This window comes from Bacteriovorax sp. BAL6_X (assembly GCF_000443995.1).
GTDB lineage: Bacteria > Bdellovibrionota > Bacteriovoracia > Bacteriovoracales > Bacteriovoracaceae > Halobacteriovorax_A.
On the sequence record NZ_AUMC01000010.1, the window covers coordinates 877,399 to 892,592 of the forward strand.

Consider the following 15,194-nt stretch of genomic DNA (forward strand, 5'->3'; position numbering starts at 1 on the left):
TTATCCCAATTTCTCTTTAATTAAGAAATTAAACTTAAATTTATTTTTTATGTATCGAGATACTATAAGATTAAATCGATAATTTTTCTCGATTTTTGTAATTTCTCCGGCCATGTATCTTTTTTGAGCACTTTGACGCTTTACCTTCCCACTTGTCGTTTTCTTAAGGGTTAATTCTGGCACGATCGAGATATTGTCTTCTGATAGGGAAATCTTTGACTTAAGTGCATTAACGACGTCTTGTTTAACTCTCTTACGGGCCTCTTTTGACTTCTCATTAAGCTCAATGATGAGATGTGGTAGCTCGCTCTTATCCGTTTGGATAGAGAAGGCAACCATGCGGCCAAGCTTTACCGCTGGAACTTTGGCGGCCAAAAATTCGAGGTCATTGGCAAAGATATTTACACCGTTACAAATGATCAGATCTTTGCTTCTTCCTGTTACGTAGAGCTTACCTTCTTTATCGAGGAAGCCTAGGTCTCCTGTGTTTAGCCATCCATTTTCAAGATGTGATTTTCTTCCAAAGTAGTGAGTTGAAATTGATGGCCCTTTTATATAGATTTCTCCAATACCTTGGTCTTGATTTCTTATCTCTAGCTGAGTAGGAGAAAGGACCTTCCCACATGAAATAAATTCTTCATTCTTAAGCGTTAATGTTTCAAACTTAGTTCCTACTTCATGAAATGTAACAGCAAGAGTTGCTTCTGCTAATCCATAAACAGGCATAATAGCGTTTGCACTGAAACCGTATTTTTCAAAACGTTTACTAAACGCTTTTAAAACGTTGGCCTTAATTGGCTCGGCCCCACATTGAGCGAAACGAATATGTGAAAGGTCGAGTCCTTGTAATTTCTTTTCAGGGATTTTAGTCGCACAAACATAGTAGGCCGAATTAGGAATACAAAGGGCACTACACTTTGTTTCAGATACTAAGTGAAGCCATTTGTGAGGTGCTATCACGTAATCCTGAGTACGAATAATATGACATTCTAAATTCTTTAAGAGAGCAGTTAGAAGACTTCCAATTAGCCCCATGTCATGATGAAGTGGAAGCCAAGTACATATTGAATCAGATTCTCTAAGTTTGATCCCTTGATTAATTTGATCATTATTTGCTAGTAGGTTGCTATGACTGATAACAACCCCTTTAGGGGACGAAGTTGAACCTGAAGAAAATTGGATAAAACAAGTTTCTCTGCTTTCTGGATTAGCAAATTGTGCTGCCATTTCAACGTCGTTAAACTTTGCTATATTTGTAAATCCCTCTGGAGAGTTCTTTGCTGCGATATACTTCGTTTGTGCTGCTGAAGAGAATTGGAATAGTAACTCTTGATAATCATCTTTTAGCATTAGGGCATTTGAAGCCATTGGTACTGGTACATTTCCTGAAAGAATAATACCAAAGAAATATGTCACAAAGTTTTCTTCATTTTCAAATGAAAGAATTATATTACTATCCGTGATCTCATTTGCTTTAATTTTTGAAGCAATTAGGCGGGCCTTCTCCATAAGCTCATTGATAGAAAGAGTGCTAACAAGCTTAAAGTTCTTGTAAAAGAAGAGAACCTTCTTTTCTAGATCTTTATTTGAAAGTAGCTTGTCAATTAGGTTAGTCATTCAGTTGACCTTCTAAGTAAGCAATTATCTCAAGTGTCTTATTAAAGATATGTGGCATGAATTCATATTCATTTACACTATGACCTACATAGTAGAATAGAACACGGTTAAGAAGATATTCATTTGCACATGAAAGCATATTTTCTAATTTTTCTTCTCTAGTTAGTTCTAGGCCATCTTTTGCGAAGTAGTATTCGATATCACTTGCGATCTCTCCGCTTGGCGTTGTGAAACTCATGAACTCAACTAAGTCTCTGTATGGAGAGTTAAAGCGTGATAACTCCCAATCATAGAAGCATGGACGCCCATTCTTGAAGCAAATATTCCTTGGATTAAAGTCATTGTGAGTTAGCGTTTTAGGGCCCTCATTGATGACTTTTGCCCATTGTTCTACGTTATCTAGAACTTCTTCTAATTTCTCTTCTGTTTTTGCACTAATATAGTTTTGTGCACGAATATAAGTGATAATCGATTTAGATAAATCCTTATCAATATTTACTTTACCTAGGTTTAGTGAAGATTCAGCTACTTCTTGTGAATTTGCAAAGCCCTTGTGTATTTTTGATATTGCATCGTAGATTAACTCACGCGTTGAACTAATCCAAAGCTCTAAGCTTCCTTGAGTATTCATGAGTTCAATTTGTGAGAAGTTTAGATTTTCAAGAAGAAGTAAATATGCTTCTTTTTGAACATTTACATATGTACCATGAAGCTCTGGCATATAGCGTGCGTAGTTCTTTGAAACCATACGGTATGCTTCAATTTCTCTAATATGACATTTTGTAAATTCATTATTATGAATTGTTTTGATAAATTTTCTTCTGATATCACTATCGGCAAAACCTGCGATAGCTGCAAAACCTGCTATTACATCAGTATCTAGAGGCTTAGACTTAAGTATAATCTTGTCTTCTTTATTTATTTCTAATGAAGTAAATCCTAGTGATTTATTGACCACTCGAGATGTTGCTTCTGTGATAATACCATTTTCGATATTGATCTTATGATCGTGCTCTATTGATGTACTTTCCTTTACAAGCGCCGACTGATCAGTGAAGTTTTCATTGATAAACTCTTTAGTAATGTCTTTTGTCTTAAGTTGATCTTTTGGATTATTTCTTCCTAGCTTATCGTGAGCATAAGCAAATTGTCCTCCACAGATGGCCGACATTGTAGAAAGCTCTAGTGAAAGGGCGGCTCCAGCTATAATTTTTGCGAACCTCTCAACTTTTCCGGCACCAGAACAACCAATCGATTTTAGGCAATCTTTATAATGGCCAAGGCCTGTTCCTCCACCAACTGTTCCAATTACTAGTGAAGGTAGGGTTAAGCTTACATATAAACCTTTTTCATGTTTTTCAAAATTTAAAACTGCTGTTGAAGATTCATGAATACAGGCAAGGTCCTGTCCAGTTGAAGCAAAAATGGCAGCAACAGCATTGGCCACGTTTACGTTATATCCTGTCATACCTTCAAGGCGTGTGATAGGAAGAGATCTAAGGTATAAATTGACTAGGTCTGTACTTGAAGTTTTTAAGATACGTTTTAAAACTTTCTCAGTAATTACACACTCTGCAGTTACATAAGTTCCACGAGTCTGCATGGCAGATCCAACTGAAACTTTCTTATCACTTGAACCATTTCCTTCAAGAAAGAATTCCACTAGTTTAATTTTGGATGTTAATAGTTCTTCTTTGATCCACAAACATGACTGCCATGTACAAACAGTTGTCATATTTTGACCAGAGGCATCCGCGCACTCATAAATAAATTTAGCATGAACGTTACGGCCAATAAGAACTGGTTTAATCTTTTTAAGATCAGCAAAGTTTGAATACTTCTTAGTTATACTCTTAATCGTATCGAAATTATCTTCTAGCCATGAGATAAATTCATCAGCATGGTCAATATCATCAAATGTAAATACAGGGGCACGGTACATTCTCTTTCTTAATACTTTTGCCTTAAATCCACCACATAGTGAAACAGCAAGTGCACCACGAGTGATAGAGGATACTAGTGCTCCTTCAGATGTTGCAATTGGAATATAAAGATCTTCTTTTTCACCTTTTTCATTAATTTTTAAAGGTCCACAAATTCCCATTGGAATGGAAATACTTCCAGCATAAGATTCGATATTACCCTTGAGGTTTAATCCATCTAAGTCCGTTTCTTGAATTGAATCGAGGTTCTCTCCGCACTGGGCCTCTAGAATCGCAATACGATTTAGTCTTGCTGCCTCAGAGTAGTCAAAACGAGATGGGGCCGAAAGCTTCTGCTTGACGACTTTTGCTTCCTGCTCAGAAGCTGAATCTGTGTGTGTTTCATTGATCTTCATAGTTCAAATATAGCTTATAAAGATGAACGAGAACGTTTTATTGAAAATTGTACTATGGCCGTCTACTGTGTAGACGGCATATAAATTACTGTGAAATCAGGTACTTAGATGTTGAAAAGGTGATAGTATCGAGTCTTCTGAGAAATGTCTTTCGCAAATAGTGAAGGAAGGTTCCCATCTCGCATTAGGCATAGGTAGGCCTGGTCATATTGAGATCGAACCTGTGGGATGATCTGCTTAAGTAGGTAGATAAAGCTTAGGCCCATATGGCGATGATCTGGATGGACTCCCATGGTCTTAATAAGCAGCCTCTTTGTATTGAGCGCTGTGGGGTCCACAAAGTTTAAGATGATACCAATTATTGAATTATCTTCTTTTGAAATTAGAGCACGAGAGGTGTGAGGGCAAATTAAAGTAGCGGCCTGGGCGCCATACTTAAGCTTGAATGTCTCAAAAGAAATTGATGAGTAGGCGATATTCTCTCCAAAGACTTGATCTGCACTTTTATAAAATCGTTCAAGATTATCTAACCAAAATTGGCCGTTGATCACTTTAAGTTCATAATTATGAGTCATGGCCGAGTCATCGATTTCAGCAAATTGCTCAGACCATTTTAAGAGCTTATCAAAGTCATTAATCTCATAAGTTACATATCTCTCAAAGACTTCTCCGTTAGCATTTAGTAGATCGTAGAGGCCCTTATCATATGGCGGCTCCATTAAGTGATGAGGAAGGTCTTCGTTTTGTTTAAGTCGATAGGTATTATAAGTTGAAAAATTAAGGGGACCGACTATTTTATCGATACCATGTTCACAGCGATATGCTTTTGCTGCTTTTATAAAGCTATCTGATAAATCTCCAGAGCAGAAGCCAAAGTAGGCTTCAATACCTATAAGAAAGAAAATTGCCGAAGCTTTGCCATCAACAAATTGCTCAATACATGAGATTGCTTCGTTATCTTTAAAAAGAAGAAACTCTTGTTTCTGTTCCTGTGTAAGTAGGTCTAAATTAATTTGCATAAACACCTACTATAAGAGCGATATAAAGTAGGAGAGCAAAGAGTCCAAATGATTTTTCGTTCTTCTTGCGTCCATCTAGGCTTGGTTTTTTAAGGTATTTAAAAAGAGTTGATTGTGCCGCTGCAAAACCAGCAATTCCCATGGCCGCTAAGATTGAGCGTAAGTTTGGCATAAGTGGAATTAGATAGAGGAAGCAGCCTAGAGTTATCATATTCATAAGCGTGATAATTAGAACACTGCCACCAGCTCCATAAATTTTTGTATATGAATCAAGAGTTTCAGTTTCCTCTTCTGGCCCTCTCGTCTTTCTTGTGAACTCATATGAAAAGCCTGAAGCAAATGCCATGGCGAGAATTAGATATACGTAGAATTCAAATGTTGGAACTTGCCATTTTGCTGACATAATCCAAATAATGATTAAGGGAGAGACTAACATATGGCTAATCGAGTAGAGTGTTAAGCGCTTTTCTAGCCAAGTGCCAATAAAGAACTCCTTGGCCATAAGAACTGACCATAAGTAAACGGCTCCATAACAAATGAGACTAAGATAGTTATTTGAAATTAAGAATGAATAACTTAGTCCAATAACCGTAAAAATTGCTGCAATAATATCGAGGTGCCAAAGTTTAATGAGACCTCTTTGAAGAGCACGCTCTGGGTGATTAATACAGTCAACTTTAAAGTCTTTATGTTCATCGAATACTCTTAGAACAAAGTAATGACCAACGACAGCAATAGCTCCGAGGAAGTCCAAAGGAGTGAAGTCTAGTGCTTTATCTTGTAAGAAAAGCGCTAGGCGACTCATGACAAAGAAAGTAATAAGGCCAGAGATGACATTGGCCATTGGAAAACGCTCGTTTGACCATGCTAAATATCTCTTAATAAATGAATCTTCCATTGTAATATGACTTATATCTTTGCTCATACATCCTCATTTGAATTTAATTTCTTTGTACCATTATATAATGAAAACAACTATAATTGTGACATGGCAAAATATTTTACTGACAAATTAAATTACTCACTAGCAAATGAAGATATTGAGATGGAGTCTAAGGTTTGTAGAAAACTTTCTCCAAAAAGTATTGGTTCAATCTGTGGTGCGGGGCCTAGAGGCCTATATCTTGTAACACAAGATAACTCAAGACTTGACCTCTTTGATGTATCTGGTCTTCAGATAGAGTGGGCCCGAGCGTATGAGAAGGCCATCATTGCCCTAGATGAGGTTGATTTCTTAAGAGCTTATCACGATGATTGCGCAATCTTAAAAACTGTTGGAGCAAATGTCGGACTTAATGAATACTTTGAGGCCAATGAAATTGCGGCCCTTGCTGGTTCGTGGGAGAAAACGTTTATTACGTTTTCAAAGCTATGTCGCAAGATTCTTGGTCACCGAATTATTGATGCCCTTAAAAATTGTAAAACGATTCAAGAACAACTCAATATTATGGATACAGTGAGCTTTAAGATAAAGTGGACTGTCGTATTATCGATTGTAGGAAATAAAGCTCTTATGAATTCTCTCTTATATCGAGGTGATTTTATAAGAAAGAATATTCCTGAAAGCTATGTGAAATTTTATCGAAATCGTTTTGCTCGTTTATTTAAGAATAACCTTATTAAAGATAATTTCTTCTTAAGCTTATGCTTTTTTGGAGAAGTTACTTTGACAAATACGCCTCTTCGTTGTCGAAACTTCTCAGAGCTTAAAGAGAGTATTGGATCAACTCAAGTGAATTATCATATTGGTGATGTGGTTGCTGAACTTGCCAGTGGAAAGCACCAATTTGATTATTTTTCTTACTCAGATGTTCCTAGTTACTTTAATGATGAACTAGGTCGGGACTTTCTTCAAAAGGCCAAGTCTTCAATTTCTATTGGTGGTGTGATCTGTGTTCGTTATTATCTACGTGTTCATTCGCCAAACTTAGAGAGTTTTGAAGATATCACAGCTGACTTCTCTGATCTTATTAAGAAAGAAAAAGTTGGGGTGTACGATATAAAATTTTATAAAAGAGTCTCATAAATAAAGGCTTCCTCGGAAGCCTTTTTTATTCTTGGTTTTCTTGAAGTAGGTTAATTAAACCTTTTTCACAATCCATCTCGATCTCTTGCCCATTTTCAACAATTTTTGTAATTCCTGGAACACCAACAATCGTTGGTATTTTAAGTTCTCTTGCGATAACCGCAGAGTGCGATAGTGTCGATCCTTTTTCTACGAGAAGTCCCTTAATTGATGGAAATAAAGGGGCCCAGCCTGGGTCAGTTCTTACCGTACAAAGAATCTTATCATTAACATCGATTCCATCATCTGGTTTAAAGAGTAGGGCGACTTCTCCTGTGATATGTCCTGGATAACATCCAATACCCTTAAGTGCACCATCGTGATCGAGATTTGTATTACCTTCATAGATAAATTTATTTCCCGCATGAACAAAGCCAAAAGTCTTAAAGTGATGACCAGGCTCTTCATCTTCATATGATTCATACTCAGACTTTCTTAAGCTAATTAGCTCTTTTAGACTTGTCTGTACAATGCGCCCATCTTTCAATTCTTCGATCTCGCCTAGAGTTAGAAAGAAGATATCTTCAGGTAAATTGATTAAGTTGAAGCTTGCTAGCTGATTTCCCATCTCACGGTATATTTGGCGTGAAATTCCAAAAGACTTAGTTCGTAGAAGCCTTGTGTTTTCTCTGTAGCGAATTGCCTTTCTGAGTTTTCTAAGGTCTTTATAAAAACGTTTTCTTGCAAATGATGAAAGCTTCTTTTTAACGAGAGGAGCTATTTTAGCTTCTTCTGACTCTCTAAGTTCAAGCTCATTTGCAATAAAGCTTTCATAGCTTAGACTTTCTTTAATGACGTAGTTTTTTAGAATATTAATAAGAAAGTCTGGGTTTTCACGTAGAGTTAAACTTTCTAACTTAAGTTCACCAATTGTACGGTCACCATAATTATCAATATATTTCTGACATAGCTCAAAGATGGCCTTATTGTTAATATAGAAGAAGTCCATGACTTTTAAGTTTTCTAGTTTTAAGAATTGATCTTGAAAGCCCTGATCACACTTCTTGATTTCATCACTAATCTTTAGAAGTTCTTTTGTTGGCTGGGTACTGGCTATATCGTGCTCTCCAGATAATAAGTTACCAAGCGTGATATCGGCATTTTCAACCGCAAGTTTCTCCATCCAACGATACATCTTTCCATTCATCATCATAACGTAGAAGTCATTAATTAGTGGAGCATGCCACTTACTTGTGATTTTTTGATCAAGCTCTTCTGTTAGGTCATAGAGCTGTGTGAGATTTAGCCTATTAAGTTTTGAAAAATCAATGTCATCATAGACCTTATAAAAATCTGACATAAAGTCTGCAACAACTTTATCAATCTTAGAGAAGTACCACATTAGGCTGCCAAATGTTTTAATCATTCCAGGTAACATCTTTAGTCTTTCGCAAAGAGAAAGATCCTTATCTTCTATGAAATCGACAGGGTCTGTAATTCCCATCATTTTTTCCATATCACCTTTTGATTGTTTAAAAGAGGGAAGTAGCAGAAGTCCTTTATACCATGATTGGATATTGTAGAAGACTCGTCCCTCGATAAGAGCAATCATATTCTTATGTCTTTTTTCATGCTTCTTTAATTCTTCTTCACTTAATCCTGTTAAGCCCAGAAGTTGGTGATAGACTTTGTAGTACATCTTAGAGGCATAAGAGAAAGTTAGGGGAGTCGTTACACCATTGAATGATTCCTGTATATTTGAATTATCAAAGACATTGGCAAACTCTTCTCTTTTATCCATTGGAAGAGAAGTGATATCTCTTGTTTGAACTATATAGATTTTCCCACCTTTGAAGCAAAACTCAATGTCTTGTGGTTTCTTCTTTAGTGCAAGGATACCAAGAGCGATCTCATTTAACTGGATAATTTCAGCATGAGTTAAAACGCTTGAGTTTATATCACGACCAGTTACTTCGACTTTCTTAGTTGTCTTATTTTCGTAGTCTGCGACTATTTTAAAATCTTTTTCTCTAATTTCGTCTCTAATAATTCCGCTATCATTGATCGTGTATTCGTCAGTATTACACTCACCACTAACGACGCCTTCGCCTTGTCCATAATTTGCTGAAATTAGCATTTCGTCTCTATGGCCATTAATTGGGTTGGCCGTAAAGAGAACCCCTGATTTATCTGGATCGATCATCTCTTGTATGATGACGGCCATCTTAGGTGTTGATTGGTGAATTTGATTCTTAAATCGATAAGTAAGAGCGGTAAGGGAAAAATTGCTTTTGAAGCAATTTCTTATAGCAGCTTCTATTCTTTCCCTCCCTTGAACATAGAGGAAGGATTCAAGTTGTCCAGCAAATGAAAATTGGCTACCATCTTCATCAGCAGCAGAACTTCTAATGGCATAATGAATATCTGGATTGATTCTATTCATCACTTCATCAATAATTACAATTTCACATTTATTAATCTCATTGTGAATTTTTTCAATGAGCTCTTTGAGATCATCGATGTACTCAAGTTGCGTGTACTGAGAAATTAGTTGTTTTAATACTTCGTTTTGGTCAACTAATGTTTGAAAGTAATCACTAGTAATGCAAAACCAATCAGGTGTATTAACACGACATTTTTCAAGCTTAGCAAGGTTATAGGCCTTACCTCCAACTTGTGTTTTTGTTGTAAGAAGAGAATCAAATTTACTTAATAGATACATTTACTACCTAATATTACAAATTATATTATTTTCATTTAATATTATCATATGAAAAAAATTGAAGATATAAGGCAAGAACTGGGTTATATCGGCGTACCAATAAATGGCTGCCATTACCTCGACTCTCATTTTAGAAATAATTTAGAAAAGCGATGCTTAATATACCAAGATAAAGATCTGACTTACGGTGAGTTTATGTCACAGGTTGGGGCCTGGATTTCGACTTTATCAGATGCTGGAATTAAGAGGGGTGATCGAATCATTGTTCTTATCCCTCTTCGTCTTGAACTCTATCAGATTATGGTTGCCTTATTTTATATGGGAGCAGTTGTTGTCTCGATTGACTCGACTATGCCTAAGGAGAAACTTAAGCAGGTTATTGAAGATGCAAATGCTCAGGGGATTATCTCTGTTAAAGAGCTTTTAAAGTGGACTCCACTAGTTCCTGCTCTTTGGAAAATGAAGCGTTTTACGTACAATCAAGATTGTATCTTTGCCAAGTCTCTAACAAATATCAGGGCCAAAGATAATCTTAATTTCTCGCAAGTACCAATTGAGCAAGATGCACAAACTCTTATCTCCTTTACGACTGGCTCAACAGGAAAGCCAAAAGCGGCAAATAGAAGCCTTGATATCTTTCTTGCCCAAAAGATTGTTTCAGAATACTTCTGGCTACATCGAGAAAATGAAGTTGATATGCCATTCTTTCCAACTCTTGTTCTACAAAATTTGGGACTTGGGATTACGACAATCTTTCCAGATATCGATTACCGAAAACTGTCAGAGTTTGATGCTGCAAAAGTAATTGATCAAATGAGTAAATATGGTGTGACGCGCTTTAGTGCCAATCCTATGATTATTAAGAGACTTGCAAATTATCTTGCTAAAAATAATATCAAGATTTCAAGCCTGAGAAGTATCATTATTGGTGGTGCTGAAATTTCAACGAAGCATGCAAGTTTTGTAAAGGAACAATTTGAAAAAGTAAGTGAAGGTGTTGAAATTCATATTATCTACGGTTCAACTGAAGTTGAACCAATAAGTTTTGTACCAATTGATGAATATATCTCAAATAAAAAAACAGGACTTAAGCTAGGCCATGTGATTGAAGTCTTAGACGTTAAAGTTGATAAAGTTACTAGTGGTTTTGACTTTCAAGAAGGTCTTAGCTGGGGGGAAATTTGTTTAAGTGGCCCTCATGTCATTAAGGAATATATCGATAACCATCCGGCCAATAAGACAACTAAGAGATGGGATGAGCATGGAAAGTTATGGCACTTAACTGGTGATGTTGGTTATATCAGTGATGGACAGATTTATTTACTAGGAAGATTAAAGGATTGTTTGAGTGTTGATGGAAAGCTAGTTCCTACATTTCATTATGAAAATGAATTAACGCGAATCGATGGCATTGAACGAGCTGCACTTGTGCAAGTTGGAAATAAGATTAAATGTCTTATCGAAGGCGAGGTAAAGATTAAAGATCATATTAGTGAAATTTTAAAAGATTGGAATTTAGCGAATGCAATTATTGAGTTTGGAAGAGTTCCTGTTGATTCGAGACATTTTTCACGCGTTGATCGCAATGCCATAAGAGAAGGTATCCAGCACAAATAATATGTGCTGGATTATGTGTTTTAGTTTTCGTAATTTTGACAAAGTATTGAAATTTTCTTTGTTAGCTCTTTAGGCAGAGTAGAAAATAGGTTTGACCAGCTATTTACTTTATGACCATAGCATCTTTGCCAATGTGGAGTATAAAGCTGACCTTTATCTCTTAATAGGTATTCTTCCATATAGCTTTTTAAATGTAAGTCTTGAAGATCTTTTGAATCAGATCTTTCTAATACTTTTCTCTGATAGAGCGTGTCGGCAATTTCAAATGGTGTTATAAAACTTGCTTGACCCTTATAAAGCTTATTTGATTCATCAAAATTATATGCTGCTCTAATGAAAGTGTGGAATTTGATACCTGGGTAAGTTTGTTTTATACCATTGTAAAAAGAGTTATCGTGCTCTCCATTATCACCAACAAGAATAACAGTGTCTGGCCTGTGCTCAGAGATTAGCTCTTCAAGTCTTTGGGCCTTAAAGACCTTGCTGGAAACTTTTATGGGTCTAATTTCAAGGCTACCTTCTGGGAAATTTCCATTCTTAAGTAATTCTGTGTGTGACCATGCCATCACTTCTTCTGGTGCATTTGTTAGGTAGAATACATCTGCATCAAGGCGATTCTTTATAATACGGTAAAGATCGGCCATACCAAGGAAGATATTATTTGTGCGGTATGCATTCGAAACAGCATCAACTTTTGATCTGATATGTCCGACTTTGATTGTGTCATCGATATCTGAGATTAGAAGTGTTTTTCCACTATCTTTAGAAAAGGCCAGCGTTGCTGATGCTAATAGGTTTAATGTAAGTACTAGGATTACAGATTTGAAGTTTCTTGTTTTCATGAAGAAATCATATTGAATGAATTCATAGATTTCACCATGTATCGCGTTAGTATGAACATTATACAGAGATTTCGTTAAAGTTTTCCATCCAAGTGCTGAATTGTTTGCATTTTTTGACCTCTTTGGCCTTGAGAAGATAGAGATTCTTGTGTGATCTAAAGGTTAAGATACTGCCTTTATCCTTGAGGTCCTTGAGTCTTTCGATTTCTTTATAATGCTCAATATTGCGATAATCACAAGTGCTAATGGTTTCTGCCTGAATTTTCTGTTTTTGAGTGACTTCATTTTGAAGTACTTTCATAAGATTGAGCTGATCTTGGGAGAGTTCGTGACTAATTTCTCCTAATCTCGTTAGGTAGTCTTTTGATTCATTTAAGCTTCTGGCCGCAAGATGTCCAAGTCCTTTCTTTGAGAAATTATTGAATTCCTCAATCTTTACTTGAGAACGAAAGAGGTAGTCATTGGCCCTTAGTCCAGCTGCGTGGACAGTGTTTGAAAGCCAGTAGACCCCGAATAATATAAAGATAAAGTATCTTAGTTTCATATGTATTTATAGGAGCAAGAAAAGTGCCAAGAAATAGGGCACTGTAATACGAGATTTCAATTGTTTACAGTGTTTATGATATGGACAGTGTCTAAAAATATCGTTATTTAAGGTACTTACTGTTTAAAACATGGTATAAGGCAATTTATGTACTATTTTGATCACGCGGCCTCTACTAAGCTCTATCCTGAAGTTATTGAAGTTTTATCGAAAAGCTTTGAATCGGACTATTCAAATCCAGCTGCTAAGCATTTAGCTGGAAAGGAATGCGCCAAGAAGATTGAGTTTGCCAGAGATAATATTTTAAAGCTTATTCAGGCAAAGAATTATGGCCTGATTTTCACTTCTTCTGCAACAGAAGCTAATAACCAAATTATTCGCTCTATTGAGGAAGGGATTATCTTTTTAAGTGGAGATCACCCTTCGGTTACAAAAGTTATTGATAACGGAGAAGGTTTTAAGCGTATTGAAGAGATTGTGGATGCAGTAACAAGTGAAACACAACTTGTTTGCATCAGCCTTGTAAACTCTCAGTCTGGAGAGTATTTTGAAGTTGAAAAAATCGCACAAGCTGTAAAGGCAAAGAATAGTAAGTGCCTCGTGCATGTCGACGCTACCCAAGGTTTTGGGAAGGTTGCTTTTACTCTCAAAGATTCGGAAATTGACTTTGTTACTTTCGGTGCCCATAAAATGGGAGGACCAAGAGGTATTGGCGGTCTTATCTTTAAAGAGAGTAAGGTACATTTTCTTAAACGCTATCTAAGAGGTGGAGCGCATGAAAAAGGTCTTAGGGCCTCAACTCCCTCTACTTCACTAGTACTCGCTCTGGCAAAAGCTTGTGAGCTCGCTTTCACAGATTTGGATGATTCATTTGAGAAAGCAAAGACATTAAAAGAAGAAATTAAAGCTGGGCTAAGTGGCCTGCATAAGAATATTAGTTATCCATTTGAGGATCAAAACACTTCACCATTTATTCTGTGTGTTCTCTTTGAGGGAATTGCGAGTGATATTATTATGAGACACCTTGAAACGAAGGGAATCATGATCTCATCATCAACTGCCTGCTCTTCTAAGATTAAGGGATTAAATCCACTTTTTGCGGGCCTTGGAATTGAAGAGAAATTTCATAAGAATATTTTGAGAATCTCAATTGGAAAGTCTACGACACAAGAAGAAGTTCAGGGTATGTTGCAAGGCTTTGGTGAAGTAATCGAAGAAATTGGTTTTTTAATTAAATAGGAATAAGAAAGATGTATAAGAGTTTAATTTTAACTGTTGATGAATTATGGCTTAAAGGTAAGAACAGAAAGTCCTACTATAAGAAGTTACAAACAAACCTAAGTCGAATCTTTAGCAAGTACCATCATACGTCTTGGAAGTTAAAAAATAATCAACAACGTTTAGTTGCTGAAAGTGAAGAAGAGTTTAGTGAAGAATTAATTCACAGGCTCACTTCAGTTGCAGGATTGAGCTCAGTTACTCCTATGAGATCATGTCCACTAGATCTTGATTATGTGTGTGAACTTGCCGTTAAGGAATTAAGTCAATTAACGAATGTTAAGACATTTAAAGTTCAAACAAAGAGGGCCTTAAAGCAATTCCCAAAAAACAGTGATGAAATTAATCGCTATATTGCAACAGCTATTCTTAAGAATACAGACCTTAAGGTAGATGTTAGAAATCCAGATCTTATGGTTGATGTAAAAGTTATGAATGAAGAGATCTACTTATCATGGGAAAAAATTCCATGTATTGGAGGACTTCCTGTAGGAACAAGTGGCCATGCAGTAACACTACTTTCAGGTGGAATTGACTCGCCAGTTGCTAGTTATCTTATGGCAAGAAGAGGCGTGAGGCAGTCCTTTGCCTTTTTCTATGCCTACCCATATGTTGGCGAAGAAGTTAAAGAGAAAATTTTAGAACTTGGAAAAATTCTATCTAAGTTTCAAGACAGTTTTAAATTATATGTTCTTCCTTATGGTGATATCCAAAACTATATTGCTAAAAATTGCAAGGAAGACTACCGTACTTTATTTTTCAGAAAGTATATGATGGATACTTCTGCATATCTTGCAAGAAGGGCCAAGGCCAGTGCACTAATTATGGGCGATGCTCTAGCACAAGTTTCTAGTCAGACTCTTCAGAATATGAGTGTACTTGATCGTTCTTGTCCGATGCTTGTTATGAGACCTCTTATTGGTATGAACAAATTAGATATTATCACTGAGGCCAAGAAGATTGATACTTTTGAAACTTCTATTATTCCACACGATGATGCCTGTTCGATGTTTGCACCAAAGCATCCAGTAATTAAGGCCGACACGAAGTATTTTATGGAATTCTGTGAAGAGCATGATCTTTCAGAGTTAATTAAAGAATGCGTGAATAATGCTGAAGTATATCAGTATGATATTCAGGGGAACTTTGAAAAGAAAGAAAAGAGAAATAACGAGCAGGAGTAGAGTTTTTTGTGCGTTGCAAGTAATTTCT

11 protein-coding genes are annotated in these 15,194 nt (G+C 36.3%); 4 read left to right on the forward strand and 7 right to left on the reverse strand.

All coding sequences use genetic code 11. The annotated features are described in order from the left end of the window. The 4 genes from M902_RS14955 to M902_RS14970 all read right to left on the reverse strand — a co-directional run bounded on the left by M902_RS14955 (nt 1) and on the right by M902_RS14970 (nt 5,899). Entirely contained in the window at nt 1-1,617 is a 1,617-nt protein-coding gene (locus M902_RS14955) for an AMP-binding protein (protein ID WP_021267876.1), read from the reverse strand. After that, nucleotides 1,610-3,955, reverse strand: coding sequence for a phosphotransferase (locus tag M902_RS16240; protein ID WP_021268477.1), 2,346 nt, complete (start codon nt 3,953-3,955; stop codon nt 1,610-1,612). The genes M902_RS14955 and M902_RS16240 overlap by 8 nt, the downstream gene beginning before the upstream one ends. 104 nt (nt 3,956-4,059) lie before the next feature. Continuing rightward, a complete protein-coding gene (locus M902_RS14965; RefSeq protein WP_021268372.1) occupies nt 4,060-4,974 on the reverse strand; it encodes a hypothetical protein in 915 nt (304 codons plus the stop codon). After that, nucleotides 4,964-5,899 (reverse strand): prenyltransferase, UbiA family, encoded by a 936-nt coding sequence (locus M902_RS14970; protein WP_021268588.1) that lies wholly within the window; start codon nt 5,897-5,899, stop codon nt 4,964-4,966. Before M902_RS14970 ends, M902_RS14965 begins: the two co-directional genes overlap by 11 nt. Before the next feature lie 63 nt (nt 5,900-5,962). Here M902_RS14970 and M902_RS14975 point away from each other — a divergent pair, with 63 nt between their 5' ends. Then, a complete protein-coding gene (locus M902_RS14975) occupies nt 5,963-7,000 on the forward strand; it encodes a DUF3419 family protein (protein WP_021268726.1) in 1,038 nt (345 codons plus the stop codon). 25 nt (nt 7,001-7,025) lie between these two features. Here the strand turns inward: M902_RS14975 and M902_RS14980 are convergent, their stop codons facing one another. Further along, complete coding sequence (locus M902_RS14980; protein WP_021268059.1) at nt 7,026-9,701, reverse strand: PEP/pyruvate-binding domain-containing protein; 2,676 nt, start codon at nt 9,699-9,701, stop codon at nt 7,026-7,028. A gap of 48 nt (nt 9,702-9,749) precedes the next feature. On the opposite strand from M902_RS14980, the gene M902_RS14985 reads away from it, so the two are divergent. Next, the gene (locus tag M902_RS14985) at nt 9,750-11,318 is read left to right on the forward strand and encodes an AMP-binding protein (RefSeq protein ID WP_021268031.1); all 1,569 of its coding nucleotides are present in this window, start codon (nt 9,750-9,752) and stop codon (nt 11,316-11,318) included. A 20-nt stretch (nt 11,319-11,338) separates the two neighbouring features. On the opposite strand, the gene M902_RS14990 is transcribed toward M902_RS14985, so the two are convergent. After that, complete coding sequence (locus M902_RS14990) at nt 11,339-12,160, reverse strand: phosphatase domain-containing protein (protein WP_021268185.1); 822 nt, start codon at nt 12,158-12,160, stop codon at nt 11,339-11,341. 58 nt (nt 12,161-12,218) lie between these two features. Further along, nucleotides 12,219-12,704 (reverse strand): hypothetical protein, encoded by a 486-nt coding sequence (locus tag M902_RS14995; RefSeq protein ID WP_040314903.1) that lies wholly within the window; start codon nt 12,702-12,704, stop codon nt 12,219-12,221. Nucleotides 12,705-12,851: 147 nt separating this feature from the next. Here M902_RS14995 and M902_RS15000 point away from each other — a divergent pair, with 147 nt between their 5' ends. Further along, nucleotides 12,852-13,943 (forward strand): cysteine desulfurase family protein, encoded by a 1,092-nt coding sequence (locus M902_RS15000; protein ID WP_021267970.1) that lies wholly within the window; start codon nt 12,852-12,854, stop codon nt 13,941-13,943. A gap of 11 nt (nt 13,944-13,954) precedes the next feature. Continuing rightward, complete coding sequence (thiI, locus tag M902_RS15005; protein ID WP_021268016.1) at nt 13,955-15,166, forward strand: tRNA uracil 4-sulfurtransferase ThiI; 1,212 nt, start codon at nt 13,955-13,957, stop codon at nt 15,164-15,166. Nucleotides 15,167-15,194 lie beyond the last annotated feature (28 nt).